Source organism: Pseudomonas sp. MH9.2 (assembly GCF_034353875.1).
Lineage (GTDB): Bacteria > Pseudomonadota > Gammaproteobacteria > Pseudomonadales > Pseudomonadaceae > Aquipseudomonas.
In genome coordinates this window covers 1524640-1538186 of sequence record NZ_CP133784.1, presented here as the reverse complement: position 1 = coordinate 1538186, position 13547 = coordinate 1524640, and the positions used below count along the sequence as shown (strand labels likewise).

Genomic DNA, 13547 nt, shown 5'->3' with positions numbered 1-13547 from the left:
AGGCGCGCCGATCATGACCGTCGCGCCTGTATTGAAGCATCTGGGTCGGCGTTTGTCCGTCGCCGGATCAACGCAATGTGCGGCTGTCGGTCACTGCTTCACCTTCATGGAGTCGAAGGCTTTCAACAGATCATCCATCGAAGCCTTGCAATAGCCCTGTTTCGGTGTGCTGGCGCGCAGGGCGTCGAGTGCCCGGTCAATGGCTTTGTCCAGCACATGCCAGTCACTTGCAGCCCGGGGTTTGATGCCAGCTTCGGCGGAGTCCCAGGACGTTTCTAGATCCTTGATGCGGGTTTTCGCCCCCGGCAGGTCGTTTTTATCGACGAGCGCGGCAACATCAGCGGCGATGGTGCGGAACTCAGACAGATCACCCAGTTTTGAACCTGGCTGGGCGGATGCGCTCGCCGATGTGGTCGGCGTGCCAGCACTAGGTTTGTCGGCAGGTTTCGAGCAGCCGGTGGCGATGCTGAGCAAAAAGATCGACGAGACGATGGCAACGTGGCGAATGACATTTTGAAGTGGACGCATGACGATTCCTTGATTGGCTTTTTGACAGGTTATTGATTGACGGGTTTACGGTTGCCAACACTGATTTGCGCGGCCGCGACCAAAAGAACAATGACGCACAGGAAGATGGCACTCGTCCAAGCGGCTCCCATGCCGAGGCCACCATAAGTTTTAGCTTGGGTCAGCAAATCACCGAGAGAGGCGCCAAATGGACGGGTCAGGATGTATGCCATCCAAAAGGTCAGCACCACATTGCCGCCTAAGCGCCAAGCCAGCAGAGTCGTGGCGATAAGCGCACCGAAAATCACGACGCCAAGGGTGAAACCCAGGCCCAGCGCTTCGGTGGCCAGGTCGCCCGCTGCTGTGCCGAGTGCAAAGGTGCAAAGCACGGTTGTCCAGTAGAAAAGCTCCCTTCGCGGGGTGACGATTTCGCGGATCGACAGGTTGTGCTCCACCCGGTACCAGACCAGGAAATTGATCGTCAGCAGAATGGCAAAGACCGCCGTGCTGGTGTACAGGCTGATGTCGAGCATGTCGGTCATGATGTCCGTGATCTGTGTCCCGACGATGCTTACCAGCACCACGGTTAACCAGTAGATCCGGGGTGAATAGGCCTTGGTACGTAGTTGAAAACACAACGCGAGCGCTAGCAAGACGGCCATGCCGATGCTCGTCCAACCAGCGCCCAAACCGGCATCCACGGCCAGAAAGTCCGCGCCGGTTTCACCCACCGTCGTGGACAGAATCTTGATCACCCAGAATGACAGCGTCACTTCGGGTACTTTGTTGAGCCATCCGGATTTTTCGGGATTCATGTGCGGGTAGCCTCTCCTGAGCGGCGCTGAACTTGCGCAGGGGAGAAGATACTTAGCGAAACTTAGCTGAGGCTGAGGGACGGCAATACGATTGCCGCGGTTCCTTTGCCGGGTAGATCGCTGAAGGCATTACTCCGGATTTGGGAACGTTACATATTACTTCCGCAGCCTATTCTGGAGGTTGGCATGCGCAATTGTCTGAATCGGAACCGATCGGCAGTTTTGTACCGATCATGGCTACGAAGCGTGTTGGTCAAATCCGAAGCAATCGTTGGTCAGATCAAATGCAAACACGGGAATCAAGTGGAGTGCAATTTCGCACTGAGTAGCGTGGAAGAGATCGACTGCTTTCTTTATGCGCAGTCGTGGTATTGCAAGCCGCGTGATTGAGATTGTGTTCGGTCGACAGGACGCCGGAGAGGTTGGGCCAGTTTCTGGGCCAATGGTGCCAAGTCCTTTTTGACCGCTCAATCTGCGCTAAAGTCTGTGAGTATTTTGTGAAAAGGATGTCGTGGATACGAAAAAGCCCGGCGCTGGGCCGGGCTGTACGCTGGCCTGTTAAGCGGCATTATTCGGCGTGCCGAGAGCTTTCTTGTATTCGGCTTTCATCGCTTCCATTTGCTCGCCCAGCGCATCCAATGTCGCTTTGCCGAGCAGCTTTTTCGCCTGAGGAAACATCTCGGTTTCCTCCTCCTCAATGTGATGCTCAATCAACTCCTTAACGAACTTTGTGCGACCCGCAAACTCAGGTCTGTCGCTTTGAGGTCGGGAAGTACCAGAGAGTCGACAGTGCGGTGTTCTTCCTTGGCCTCGTAATACATTTCCTCCTGTTCCTTACCACCTGCTTCCTTGAAGGCGGGATATAAGATCTCTTCTTCCAGCTCGGTGTGGATGGTGATTTCCATTTCGAGCTTGGCTACCAGGCAGGTCAGTACGTTTTTTTTGGGACCGATCAGTCGACTCGCTCAATTGGGCGAGGATGTCCTTTACTCGTACGTGGTCAGCTTTTAAAAGGTCGATCGCGTTCATTTTGCGTGCCTCTGCTATCACGGAAGGACGTGGGACGGTCGTCGCCGTCACTGCTTTGTTTCCTAGGTAGAAATGCATTAGCTGTGCCAATCAAAAATTTAAGCAATCAGCTTTACTATCAATACATTAGACATTTACTACGTCGGCAACGTTCCGAGCAGTAGCACACTTCCTTCCAGCAGCGAGCCCATTTCTTCCGCCACGTGAAGGGGAGGCCGCAGATCACGCAAGTTTTGACTGGGAGTTCACTCTTTTTCAAAATGACTCATCTCCATCTAATTTGGCGAGCAATGACTGGCCACGTTGCCAAAGCGCCTGCTGTTTGAATTCAGGCATCCGGTCGAGGTTTTTATAAATCATGCTCATGCGTTGGTTGCCGCGCAGACGGTCGCCGTGACGCATCAGGAAGTGCCAATAGAGCGAGTTGAAGGGGCAAGCGTCGTCAGTGGTGCTTTCGCTCACCTTGTAAGCGCAGCCACGGCAATAGTCAGACATCCGCTTGATGTACTGGCCACTCGCACAGTAAGGCTTAGAGCCCAGGTAACCGCCATCGGCGTGCATGACCATGCCCAGTGTGTTGGGTAGCTCCACCCAGTCGAAGGCGTCCATGTAGATCGCCAGATACCACTCGCATATTTGACTCGGTATGATGCCCGCGAGCAGGGCGAAATTGCCGGTCACCATCAGCCGTTGGATATGGTGAGCATAGGCATGCTCGAGGCTTTGGCTGATAGCTTGGCGCATGCAATTCATCTTGGTCTCGCCTGTCCAGTAGAACTCTGGAAGCGACCTTGTGTTACCGAACACATTGCCATTGGCGTAGTCAGGCATCTTCAGCCAGTAGACGCCCCGGACATATTCCCGCCAGCCGATTAGTTGGCGAATAAAGCCTTCGGCAGCATTGAGTGCAATGCTGCCCGACCAGTACGCTGACTCCACATCGCTGCAAAGCTGACGAAGATCCAGTAGGCCAATATTGAGTGCAGCGCTTATACGGGCATGAAACAGAAAGGGCTCGTCGCTGGCCATGGCGTCTTGATAGTCGCCGAAAGCTGCCATGCCCCAGTCGAGGAAGTAATCCCATAGGGCCTGAGCTTCCGCATGGGTTACCGGGTAGTCGAACGTGTCGAGGGTGCCATAGTGGCTGGTGAAGTGTCTTGCCACCAACGCAAGCACATCCTGGGTGATTGCGTCGGGCGTGAAGCGGGCAGGCGAAGGCGGCCTAACTCCCCTTGGTAATGCCTTGCGGTTTTCTGTATCAAAGTTCCAAGCGCCCCCGACCGGACTGCCGTCGCCATTGAGTAATAACCTGCTCTTGCGCCGCATCTCTCTGTAAAAGAATTCCATGCGCAGCTGCTTTTTGCCTTTCGCCCAGTTAGAGAACTCGGTGCGCGTGCAGAGAAAGCGAGTATCGGAATGCCATTCGATCGCTAAGCCGCAGTCCTTGATTGATTGCTCCAAACGCCAGTCGCCGCATTCAGTCATGTGTAGCTCATCTGGCTGTAGGAGTGCCTGCCAGCGGCGTAACTCGCTCGGCACCGATCCGCTATTTTGCTGATCATCAAGGGTGACGTATTGAACTCGGATTCCACGCTGCTGCAGAGCCTCGGCGAAATGGCGCATAGCACTGAAGATCAGGGTGATTTTTTGCGGATGATGTGGGACATGGCTAGCTTCTTCCATCACCTCGACCATGAGCACCGTATCGCTCTCCTTATCCAGACCCTGCAGTGAGGCAAGGTCGAAAGATAATTGGTCGCCCAAGACGAGGCATAGCTGGCGAGTCGTATTCATCAAACAGAATCCAGTTGAGGTGAGCGTAAAGGCCCAGGGACTTCCTAGCTTTAATCCACAGAACGTATTGTGAGAAGGGAAGTTGCGAATTATTGTACAAATAAAAAATAATGTACAAGTTTTTTATATCGCCTTTGCTGGAAAACGCCAGCGGTCTTTTCAGATTGGATGCGCAAGCCGCTAGCTCCAAACGGTTTTATTGCGATGGATCAGGATCGCCAACGCTGATGGAAAGTCCCTAGATGCTTTCTCGATCTTGAGCGAAGGTCACCTTCTCGCCCTAATCGATCAACGCCATAATGATGGAGCCTCAAGGCTAGTTGGTTTTCGTAGAGTTTGAGAGCAGGGGCGGGAGCAGGTCAGAGTTCGGCATTGGTGTTCCTCGGTGGAGTGAACAGCACAGCAGTTGGTGTGTTTGGTGGGGATTGTGTTCGGTCGGCAGGACGCCGGAGTAGGGGCTACTACTGTATGAAAATACAACGCTAAGTTATTGATTCTTATAGTGTGTATTGGGGCTTTTTTGGTAGCTAATAAAGTAGATATTTTCTTTTACATTCAATAGGATAGGCTTTAATAGAAGTCACCTTGACATGATGGTGGCTCAAACAATTTCGGCGCCTTTCGCGAAGGCGCCGAAATGATGCACCTACTTACCTTTCGGCGGTGCATTCCCACGTCCGCCACCAGATTTATTCCCTGTTGTGCTGGGCAGATTTGGAACCGGAGCGCTCTTCGGCGCGCTTCCCGTTCCTTTTCCTCCCGATCCACTCTTTGTTCCGCCAGATTTCGTCATGATCTTCTCCTGGGCATGAACACATATGAGTCGTAACCATAGCCGCCAATCAATAGTTGCGCGGTGTCCGGTCGGCTAGAAGCCTGAAGAATAGGTGCGCAAAACCTCCGCTGCAGGCCACGAGTTTACGTTTGCATAAGCACAAAAAAACGGATGTTTTGCCACCCTTAAAAGGGGTGGTATCCGTTTTAATTCAATAGGTTAGCTCGCTACCGTCCCCAGCATGGGGTGCTAGGGGTCGAGTGTTCGAATCACTCCGTCCCGACCATATAACTCAAGGGGTTGGCCCAATCTGAAAAGGTTAGGCTTTTTCATGCCTGGAAAATTACTCCCACATTTACTCCCGCTGATTTTTTGGATCTAGGTAGCTATGAGTTTGTGGGCTCATACGGTGTTAGGCCTGTTGAATGTAGGGGCGGGGCGGTCAGTGATCGAAAGTCGTCCAACTGTCGGAGGCACCCACAATCTGCAGTATTTTTTGCTGAGGCTAAAAATGCCGCAGTCGAACACGGGTTGATCAGGTAAGCGATTCACGACAGTGGCTATCGGCGCCTGTGCATCCGCAGTGCGGCGTGTAACAAGGCCTGACACAAAAAAATTGACGTCAAAATGCCATCACTGTATAAAAACTTCTCTTTCAGCAGCTCAGATCAAGCTGGTGTGAATTACGATGGCTGACGGTGGCACCGCTATACAGCGGCTTAGTTTTGCTGGGTTCTTCTGTAGGTAGCGCGTTTCTGGTCGCGATGACTATAAGTGATTGGGTTTTTTTAGGTGTAGTGTCAATGTGACATCATTCCCAAAAAGGGGTCTATGTGCAGGATGAGTTGAGAGCGCGGGCGCTGGCGTCATGGGGGCGAATCCTTGAACACCCGGCCGCCTGGATGAGCGCTGAGCAGCAATACCACGAGTTGTTGAAGGTTGCAGACAAGATGGAACTAGAGAGGCTTATAAGCGATGTTGAGTGGCGCCAGTTGGTAAGAAAAGCTGGGTCCTGCTTTATAGGCAGTACAGGTCCAGGCACGCTGTACAGCGTGCGCAGAAGGTGGTAGGCAATAGAGCTTTGAGCGGAGCATGCAGATTGTCATTAAAAATGGCGCGATGACGGTCTAATGGCAATATAAATATTTTTACTATCATATCAATGACGGTTCTGTTCAATGGCTATCCAATGGAGTTCTGTACCTTGCCAGCAACAAACCTCATAAGCCTGCGTCGGTGGATCTGGGGAGCTTTTGCAAAAAGCGCCCTAATACCCCTGCTGTTGGTAGAAACGGTGCTGATTGCCGTGTACCTGCTGACCAACGGTGCCATTCGCGAGGCGCAAATCGATTATTTGCGGGAGAACGCCCTGACCGATCTGCAGTACTCGGCCAAGCATGAGGGACGCATCATCGATGAGCAGTTGACGAATCTGGGCGCTCTCACAGATCTCTACCGCAACCTCACCGCAAAAGCCTTGCAAGATGAACCTGTCGGCACGGCCGAAGCATTGATGCTGACGGTCGATGGCGTTCGTTATAGCCCCAAAGACCTCGGTGCAGCTGCGGTGTTCTACGCTAACGGCACGCTGCCCGCGCGTCAGGATCTGGCGAAAGTGGCTCGGCTGGCGAGCCTTGCCCCGCTGATGAAGCAGCTCAAGGAGGGCCAACCGCTTGTTGCCAGTGTGTATTTCAACAGTTGGGACAGCCTCAACTATATCTACCCATGGTTCAGTACGCAGGACCAGTACCCCCATGACATGGTGATCCCCGACTACAACTTCTACTACCTGGCTGATGCGAGCCATAACCCTGCGCGTAAGGTGGCCTGGACCGATGTGTACCTTGATCCGGCGGGACAGGGGTGGATGATGTCGGCCATTGCCCCTGTCTACCGAGGCGACTTCCTTGAAGGCGTCAGTGGGATGGACATCACGGTGGGGAGCATCCTGCGGCAGATCGAGCAGTTGTCCGTGCCATGGAGTGGTTATGCCATGCTGGTCAGTAATGATCTGCGGATCATGGCCATGCCCAAATCTGGAGAGGCCGATTTTGGGCTCGATGAACTGACCGATCACTCCTACGATGAGGCTATCCGTAGCGAGCTGTTCAAGCCAGAAGACTTCAATCTACGTACTCGTAATGAAACCCGCGAGCTGGCCAAGATCATTGCCGCCCAACCAGAGGGTATTCAATCGATCATTCTTGGTGAGCGGGTGAACTGGGTGGCCTGGACCACCATCAAACAAACGGGCTGGCGCCTGCTGACAGTGGTCGACGAGGCCGATATTTTCAAACAAACCAATGCATTGGCGGGTCGCTACCAGCAGCTTGGTTACTTGATGATTGCCGGTCTGATTGTGTTCTATCTGCTATTTTTCGCCTTTATGTGGACGCGCGCTCTGCGACTGAGCGGCGAACTGCGAGCGCCCATCACGAAAATTTCGCAGATGATGAGCGGGATAGGCCAAGGACAGAGGCAGCCCGTGCAAGTCAGTTCGCATATTTACGAGTTGAACGAGATGGCCGGGCATGCCACGGCATTGGGCGAGCAACTGGAGCAAAGCGCACAGTCGCGGGCAATCGCCCAACAGCGCCTCGATCTGGTACTTGAGAGCGCCACTGAAGGTCTTTGGGAGCATAGTTTCATTAGCGGTCGTGTCACCCTGAGCAGGCATTTTTGTCAACGTTTCGGCCTTCCAGATACCGAACTGAGCCATGAACAGTTTCTCCAGCGTGTGCATGTCGACGATCAGTTGTCCATCCGACTGGCCTATGAACAGGTGCGCGATGGGTATGATGATATTTACAAGTCGGAGTTTCGCTTCTCCGATGCCTCCGGTTGCTATCACTGGCTGCTAAGCCGTGGCCGAGTGCTGGAGCATGATTCCAGCAGCGGGATGGCCAGCCTCATTGCCGGCACTCATGTGGATATTGACGAACTCAAGCAAATCGAAGCTCAGCTGCGCGACGCTACCCTGCAAGCGCAGTCCGCAAGCGAGGCCAAGTCGCGCTTTATTTCAAGCATGAGTCATGAACTGCGTACCCCGCTGAACGCCATTCAGGGGTTTGCTCAGCTAATGACCATGAAGCGTAAGGCCTTGGAGCAGACCGAGGATACGGACTATCTGGACGAAATTCTGTTGGCTAGCCGACACCTCAATCACTTGGTGGGCGATATTCTTGACTGGTCGAGCATCCAGACTCACCAAGTGCACCTTGACCTGCAAGCAGTGGACATCGGCAGCCTGATGAGCGAATGCGCCGAGTTGACCCGGGGCGAAGCGCAGGAACAGCACTTGCAGTTCCACCTTGTTCTACCGGATGAGCCGCTACGGGTCCGCGCCGACCCGCACCGATTGCGTCAGGTACTGATCAATCTTTTATCCAATGCCATTAAATACAACAGGCCAGAAGGCCATGTGACCCTCAGTTATCAAGTGACTGGCGGCTGTGTCCGTTTGATGGTCGAAGATAACGGCCTCGGTATCGATGCGCACCTGCAAGAGAAACTGTTCGAACCCTTCCAGCGCCTGGGCCGTGAAAACACGGCGATCCCGGGCACCGGTATCGGCTTGTCACTGTGCCGCGAATTTGCCCAGCGGATGCAGGGCCGTATGGGCCTCCACAGCGAGCCAGGTATCGGCAGCCGTTTCTGGATCGAATTAGCGCTGCTTGGCCGGGTGGCCCTGCCAGTTGCTGGATCGCGTCCAGAACCGCAACTGACTAAGGTCAACTTACCTCATCTGCTCTATGTAGAAGACGACTCGGCAAGCCAGTTTCTGGTGCGCAAGGCATTGGCTGATTTAGCCCAAGTCCATGTCGTCGGCACTGGCTACCTAGCGCTACAACGAGTTCTTGACGAGCCGCCAGCACTGATGTTGCTTGACTTACATCTACCAGATATGGATGGAGCTGCACTGCTGAATCAGCTACGAGCACACCCCTCCACCCGCAACCTGCCGATAGTACTCCTCAGCGCTGCCCCGGATATCGCGCATTTGCTGGCCCTGGATTGCCAGGGAACGCTAAGCAAACCGGTGGACCTGGACGAACTACGCGCCCTGGTGCGCGAACTGTTATCAGAGGTACCTGTTGATGTTATCTGACGAACTGCGCTTTTCGCGTGTAGTGGTTATCGATGATGTGGCCTCCAATCTACGTCTGCTCGAATCCAGCTTGAAAACCTTCAGCCTTGTACACGTCAAGACATTCAGTGACTCGGCCGCAGGCCTCGTCTGGCTGCAGGAGAACCCATGGGACCTCCTGTTGCTGGATCTGGACATGCCAACACCCAACGGGTTCGACATTCTGCAGCAATTGGAGCCGCGTGATCGGAGCCGCTCCCCCGTGATTATCATCTCGGCCCTGAGCCGCGCCGAAGATCGGCGCAAGGGCCTAGAAATGGGTGCTCAAGACTACATCAGTAAGCCTGTTGATCTGTCCGATCTCGTCTTGCGGGTGCGCAACAGTTTGCAGTTGAGTCTGGCCAGCCAAAACATGCATCAGGAGCGTGACCAACTCGAGGACCTGGTAAAGGAACGCACGGCGCAACTAAACCGCAGCTTTCAAGCCCTGATCCGCAGCCTGTCGCGGGCCGCAGCCTATAAAGACAACGAGACGGGCAATCATGTACTGCGCATCGGTGAATCGGCGGCATTGATTGCCACCGCCATGGACCACCCGCCTGAATGGGTAGAACAATTACGCTTGGCTGCGCCCATGCACGATGTCGGTAAAATCGGCATTGCTGACGCGATCCTTGGCAAGCCTGGAGTACTGACCGCCGCAGAACGTGTGGTTATGAATGAACACGCACGTATCGGTTACGAAATCCTGCGTGATGAGCAGGTGTCGCCGCTGACCGAGTTGGCCGCCGAAATTGCTTTGTACCACCATGAAAAGTGGGACGGTAGCGGCTACCCGCACGGGCTCAAAGGCGAGGCCATTCCGCTGGCGGCACGCATCGTCGCTATCTGTGATGTCTACGACGCCCTGCGTTCGCAGCGACCTTACAAGCAAGCCTGGACCAAGGAACGGGCCCAATCCTATATGTGTGAGCAGTCCGGCCGACACTTTGACCCTGAGCTATTGGAAGTATTCAAGGGGCTGTTCGATCAGGTAGATGCGTTACAGCAACACTTGGGTGATGAGTCTGCGTCGATAAAATCACCATTCTAGGATCGCCCACGACTCAACCTAAATGGCATTCGGCGTGTAATGTTCTCTCGCCTCTGTGGCTTACCTCCTCGCCAAGTCTGTGAGGACCTACCATTTTCTCAGCAGCTTCTTCAACTACGAAGAGCCCTTGCGTGTATTCGTAGCATTCTGCGAGTTCATAGGCCCACAGTTCATCAAAGCGGAGTCTGTGTCCGAGCGGATGAAAATGGTGCGCGCCACAGTCGTCGAGAGGGCGGCTGTCACCTATGAAGGCGAAGTTCAAATGCCCGGCAACCTCAAAAAGCCCAAGGCGAAGAAGAGTGGGGCTGGCGGAGCTCCTTTGATCAAGAAGATCTCAGTGCGGGATATGATCGGTAACAGCAATCCGCCGAGCAGGCCCTGACCGCTCTCGATCAGAAAGCCACAGAGGAAAAAACGAAAGCACTCTCTGAAAATGACAAGCTGCGCGCTGATATTGCCTCTGGTGCTCGCCGGCTGCGCATCGCGTGAAGTTGTCGTGCCGTTGGTGGCAACGTGCCCGGCACCGCCATCAGCTCCGGCATGGGTGATGCAGGAACCGTCGAACTCTCTCCAGCTTCTGGATCAACTGTTCTTTCCATCCGGGCCGGGATCATTGCCGACCAAGCGGCCTTGAAGGCGCTGCAGTCGTATGTGATGAATGTGTGTCGCTGATCGACTTCGCTGAGGGCGCAAATCCGGACGCTCTGATCGAATCCAGTTATTGCTAATTTTGGAATCTGTCAACCAGACCTCATTGCTGATTCGCCTATCTGTCAACCTGCGCAGAATCGCATGTTGGGCGGACTGATGTTAAAGGAAGGGATTGTGTTCGGTCGGCAGGGCGCCGGGGAGGCCAAGCCTTTGCTTGGCATGCAACCTGAATAAGTCCGAAAGTCTCGAGCAGAAGGTGAGGGCACTGCTGGCTGAGCGTCGACAGCATATTAGCTATGAAAAGGAGTTGGTGGCGGCGGTAAGCGCTTGTCAGTAGGGCTCAACTCCTGCAATTGCATGCTAATTTTTCGCGCCTACATTGTAGGTCGTAAAAATTAGCATGTAGCCCGTGCAGGTTCCCTGCCAGTCGATCTTTACGTCTTTACACCTAGTGTAAAGCTGGTTGTTCGGACCGAATCCCATTATTGCTGATTCAGCCCTTTGCCAACCTAAAGTCATTGCTGATCTGCCAATCTGTCAACCTGCGCAGAATCGCAGGCTGCCCAGCCCGGAATAATTTTTGGAATATTTTGCAGCTGGTTTTGTCGTCCAGCCAAGACATGGAAAGGGAGCAAGGCGCCGTGCGCGGTGTATTATTCGCCATTCATCTTGAACGCTAGGAGCCGTGATGCAACATCTGTCCGATGCAACAGTTCGCGAAATCATAATTTTGTCGGAAGCACGACTAGCGGCGATCCCTCAGGATCAAACCCGAGATCAAATATTAGAAAGCATCCTCGGAGACCCTAGCCCAGAAGAAAAGGCGCTCCGGGATTCGCTCAATAAACTCAGTCATCACCAGGCTCTGGATCTGGTGGCGATGATGTATGCCGGTCAATACATGGTCGAGAGCGAACCCTATGAAAACGACCAGGATGATGACGAAGGTATGGAGGAGCAGCTCCCCAGGGAAAAGTTCGGGGATGTTTACAAGGATCATCTCCGCAATTTTCAGCATGACGATGCCGCTACACTGATCAGTATGTGCGAGCAGAAAACCAACGTGCTCCACCGGTATCTCAAGGCTGCTCTGGGGCGCCGCTACGGATGAGATTTAAAACTTGAAAACAACTAAAACCCGAGCATGCTCGTACCACTTTCTGTACCAAATGAGGTTTTTTCAGGGGGTTTCAGGGGTGTTTATTGCCCCGCAAAGCCCCTATATCCCCATTTCCTAATACTCCAGCTAATCCGCACATGGTGCATAAACCCTATGTGTTCCGGACCCTCCAAGGCTATGGGTGCTTGGCACGTACCACCGCGGTGCTTCATGCCGAGCGCAGTCGTTTTCACACAGCCTGTTTCAGGTCCTGTTTTGGAACGGACATAGTGCTCTGATCTTTCACCCGTCCCCTCCGGCGCAAGCGCATCATCAGAGCGCGCCGCCGTAAGTGGTCTGACTTTTTCGAGTGCATGCAGAGCCCGATCGTTCAATAAAATTTCCCGTGTGGCTTTGGTCGGGAGCTTTTCCCGGACGTTTTCATCGACGTGTATCCGACAGGTTCGGGCGTTTCGCTGTCGCGGGTCGACCTCGCTGCCGCGCAGGGCCATCAACGCTCCCGGGCGCGACAGGTATAAGAAAGCGCCTGGAAATGACGTAGGGGGATAGGGCGTCACATGCATCGGAAAATTAATCGACAAGCTCCACTACTCTGGCCCCGGTTTTTTGGGGGGGGACCTTGTTTTTATGGGGCAGAGGGGGACTTCGCGGAGTGGCGTGATTTCAATTCATGGTCTATTTGTGTATTCCGGCGCGGGGCCGGCTCAAGGAGATTGCCATGCATTTGGTTGTGGAAAGACCTTATCCCGTGGACTATATCCATCCGAACGGAGAGCAAGCAAAGATTGACTTCATTTGGGGAGATCCAAAAAGTATGGCGCCTATCGGAATTACTATTTGGCTCAAGGCTGGCAATGACAGGGTAAAGCTCGGCGAGGAAATGGGCGAGTGGCGCACCTTCGGCGAGGCCTTGCGACACGGTATTGATCTCGCGTTCACTTGGCTTGGTCGCTGAAACCGAACGTTTGATGACAGGGCTCATGCCGCCAGCAGCTGTTCTTGCTGGCGGGGTGGACGGCTCGATGATTGAATCGGCCTTTGCCGTGGCCGACGATAAGAAGGGACTCTGGTCCGACTTAAATATGGAACCACGCCAGTGTGCCCAGCACGACACTGACACCCACTGCGCTGTACGCCACCTTTTTGAGCCACTCCTTGCGCGTCAACAAGGTAATCGCCGCCAGCGAAATAGCGATCTGAATCGCAGTCATCGCCTGCGCCCAGCGGTGATGCTGATGCAGTGCCAACTCTGACTTTTCATCCCACTCTCGAGCCTCTGTTTCGAGGGCCTCGGCGTTCTTGCGCACGATTTCTTTCTCATTTTTATAGCGCAGGGCTTCGGCGGTGTAATGCGCGGCATCGAGGCCGGGGATATGGATCGCCAGTTCAGAGAGGTTTTGCCGGCTGGATTTAGCCTGGTAGTAATTCCACAGGTTGGACGCTTCGGTTTTCTTGATCGCGGCGTTGTTTTTGTCCATGGCCGCTTCGCTCTCCGTGGAGCCGGCCTGATAGCTGAGCAATGCGCCGAGGGTCGCCATAATCGCCGTCATCACCGCTATCTTGCCCGCGAAATTGTCGCCGCTGGCATGGGCGTGTTCGTTGACGTGTTTCAGGTGATGTTCGTGCGGACTGGGGACTTCGAAGTCTTCAGACATGGACGTTGGTCTTTGGGAGTG

The 13547-nt window shown here is 54.0% G+C and carries 12 protein-coding genes and 2 pseudogenes; 8 read left to right on the top strand and 6 right to left on the bottom strand.

Annotated features, from left to right (window positions below; translation table 11 throughout):
- Nucleotides 1–90: 90 nt before the first annotated feature.
- The 5 genes and pseudogenes from RHM55_RS07070 to RHM55_RS07050 form a co-directional block, all read right to left on the bottom strand.
- The gene (locus RHM55_RS07070) at nt 91–528 is read right to left on the bottom strand and encodes a hypothetical protein (RefSeq protein WP_322180556.1); all 438 of its coding nucleotides are present in this window, start codon (nt 526–528) and stop codon (nt 91–93) included.
- A 29-nt stretch (nt 529–557) separates the two neighbouring features.
- The gene (locus RHM55_RS07065; RefSeq protein ID WP_322180554.1) at nt 558–1322 is read right to left on the bottom strand and encodes a hypothetical protein; all 765 of its coding nucleotides are present in this window, start codon (nt 1320–1322) and stop codon (nt 558–560) included.
- A gap of 558 nt (nt 1323–1880) precedes the next feature.
- Nucleotides 1881–2351: pseudogene (locus RHM55_RS07060) on the bottom strand (hemerythrin domain-containing protein).
- Nucleotides 2352–2469: 118 nt separating this feature from the next.
- Nucleotides 2470–2610 (bottom strand): DUF2256 domain-containing protein, encoded by a 141-nt coding sequence (locus RHM55_RS07055; protein ID WP_322180552.1) that lies wholly within the window; start codon nt 2608–2610, stop codon nt 2470–2472.
- The gene (locus RHM55_RS07050; protein WP_322180550.1) at nt 2607–4145 is read right to left on the bottom strand and encodes a cryptochrome/photolyase family protein; all 1539 of its coding nucleotides are present in this window, start codon (nt 4143–4145) and stop codon (nt 2607–2609) included. The genes RHM55_RS07055 and RHM55_RS07050 overlap by 4 nt, the downstream gene beginning before the upstream one ends.
- A gap of 1979 nt (nt 4146–6124) precedes the next feature.
- Here RHM55_RS07050 and RHM55_RS07045 point away from each other — a divergent pair.
- The 8 genes and pseudogenes from RHM55_RS07045 to RHM55_RS07025 all read left to right on the top strand — a co-directional run bounded on the left by RHM55_RS07045 (nt 6125) and on the right by RHM55_RS07025 (nt 12826).
- The gene (locus RHM55_RS07045; RefSeq protein ID WP_322180548.1) at nt 6125–9028 is read left to right on the top strand and encodes an ATP-binding protein; all 2904 of its coding nucleotides are present in this window, start codon (nt 6125–6127) and stop codon (nt 9026–9028) included.
- On the top strand, nt 9018–10100 hold the full coding sequence (locus RHM55_RS07040) for an HD domain-containing phosphohydrolase (protein WP_322180545.1): 1083 nt from the start codon (nt 9018–9020) through the stop codon (nt 10098–10100). Before RHM55_RS07045 ends, RHM55_RS07040 begins: the two co-directional genes overlap by 11 nt.
- 55 nt (nt 10101–10155) lie before the next feature.
- The gene (locus RHM55_RS07035; protein ID WP_322180543.1) at nt 10156–10482 is read left to right on the top strand and encodes a hypothetical protein; all 327 of its coding nucleotides are present in this window, start codon (nt 10156–10158) and stop codon (nt 10480–10482) included.
- Complete coding sequence (locus tag RHM55_RS25865; protein WP_416152014.1) at nt 10479–10589, top strand: lysis system i-spanin subunit Rz; 111 nt, start codon at nt 10479–10481, stop codon at nt 10587–10589. The genes RHM55_RS07035 and RHM55_RS25865 overlap by 4 nt, the downstream gene beginning before the upstream one ends.
- Nucleotides 10564–10734 (top strand): lysis system o-spanin lipoprotein Rz1, encoded by a 171-nt coding sequence (gene rz1 / locus RHM55_RS25860; protein WP_416152013.1) that lies wholly within the window; start codon nt 10564–10566, stop codon nt 10732–10734. Before RHM55_RS25865 ends, rz1 begins: the two co-directional genes overlap by 26 nt.
- Nucleotides 10735–10968: 234 nt before the next feature.
- Nucleotides 10969–11088: pseudogene (locus tag RHM55_RS25855) on the top strand (hypothetical protein); the annotation flags it as partial.
- A 351-nt stretch (nt 11089–11439) separates the two neighbouring features.
- Nucleotides 11440–11862, top strand: a complete 423-nt coding sequence (locus RHM55_RS07030) for a hypothetical protein (protein WP_322180541.1) — start codon at nt 11440–11442, stop codon at nt 11860–11862.
- 727 nt (nt 11863–12589) lie between these two features.
- A complete protein-coding gene (locus RHM55_RS07025) occupies nt 12590–12826 on the top strand; it encodes a hypothetical protein (protein ID WP_322180540.1) in 237 nt (78 codons plus the stop codon).
- Nucleotides 12827–12947: 121 nt separating this feature from the next.
- Here the strand turns inward: RHM55_RS07025 and RHM55_RS07020 are convergent, their stop codons facing one another.
- The gene (locus tag RHM55_RS07020) at nt 12948–13526 is read right to left on the bottom strand and encodes a DUF4337 domain-containing protein (RefSeq protein WP_322180538.1); all 579 of its coding nucleotides are present in this window, start codon (nt 13524–13526) and stop codon (nt 12948–12950) included.
- Nucleotides 13527–13547: the final 21 nt, after the last annotated feature.

Coding starts and splice junctions, on each gene's coding strand:
- RHM55_RS07070 (WP_322180556.1), bottom strand. CDS start 528: ATGCGTCCACTTCAAAATGTCATTCGCCACGTTGCCATCGTCTCGTCG.
- RHM55_RS07065 (WP_322180554.1), bottom strand. CDS start 1,322: ATGAATCCCGAAAAATCCGGATGGCTCAACAAAGTACCCGAAGTGACG.
- RHM55_RS07050 (WP_322180550.1), bottom strand. CDS start 4,145: ATGAATACGACTCGCCAGCTATGCCTCGTCTTGGGCGACCAATTATCT.
- RHM55_RS07040 (WP_322180545.1), top strand. CDS start 9,018: ATGTTATCTGACGAACTGCGCTTTTCGCGTGTAGTGGTTATCGATGAT.
- RHM55_RS07030 (WP_322180541.1), top strand. CDS start 11,440: ATGCAACATCTGTCCGATGCAACAGTTCGCGAAATCATAATTTTGTCG.
- RHM55_RS07025 (WP_322180540.1), top strand. CDS start 12,590: ATGCATTTGGTTGTGGAAAGACCTTATCCCGTGGACTATATCCATCCG.
- RHM55_RS07020 (WP_322180538.1), bottom strand. CDS start 13,526: ATGTCTGAAGACTTCGAAGTCCCCAGTCCGCACGAACATCACCTGAAA.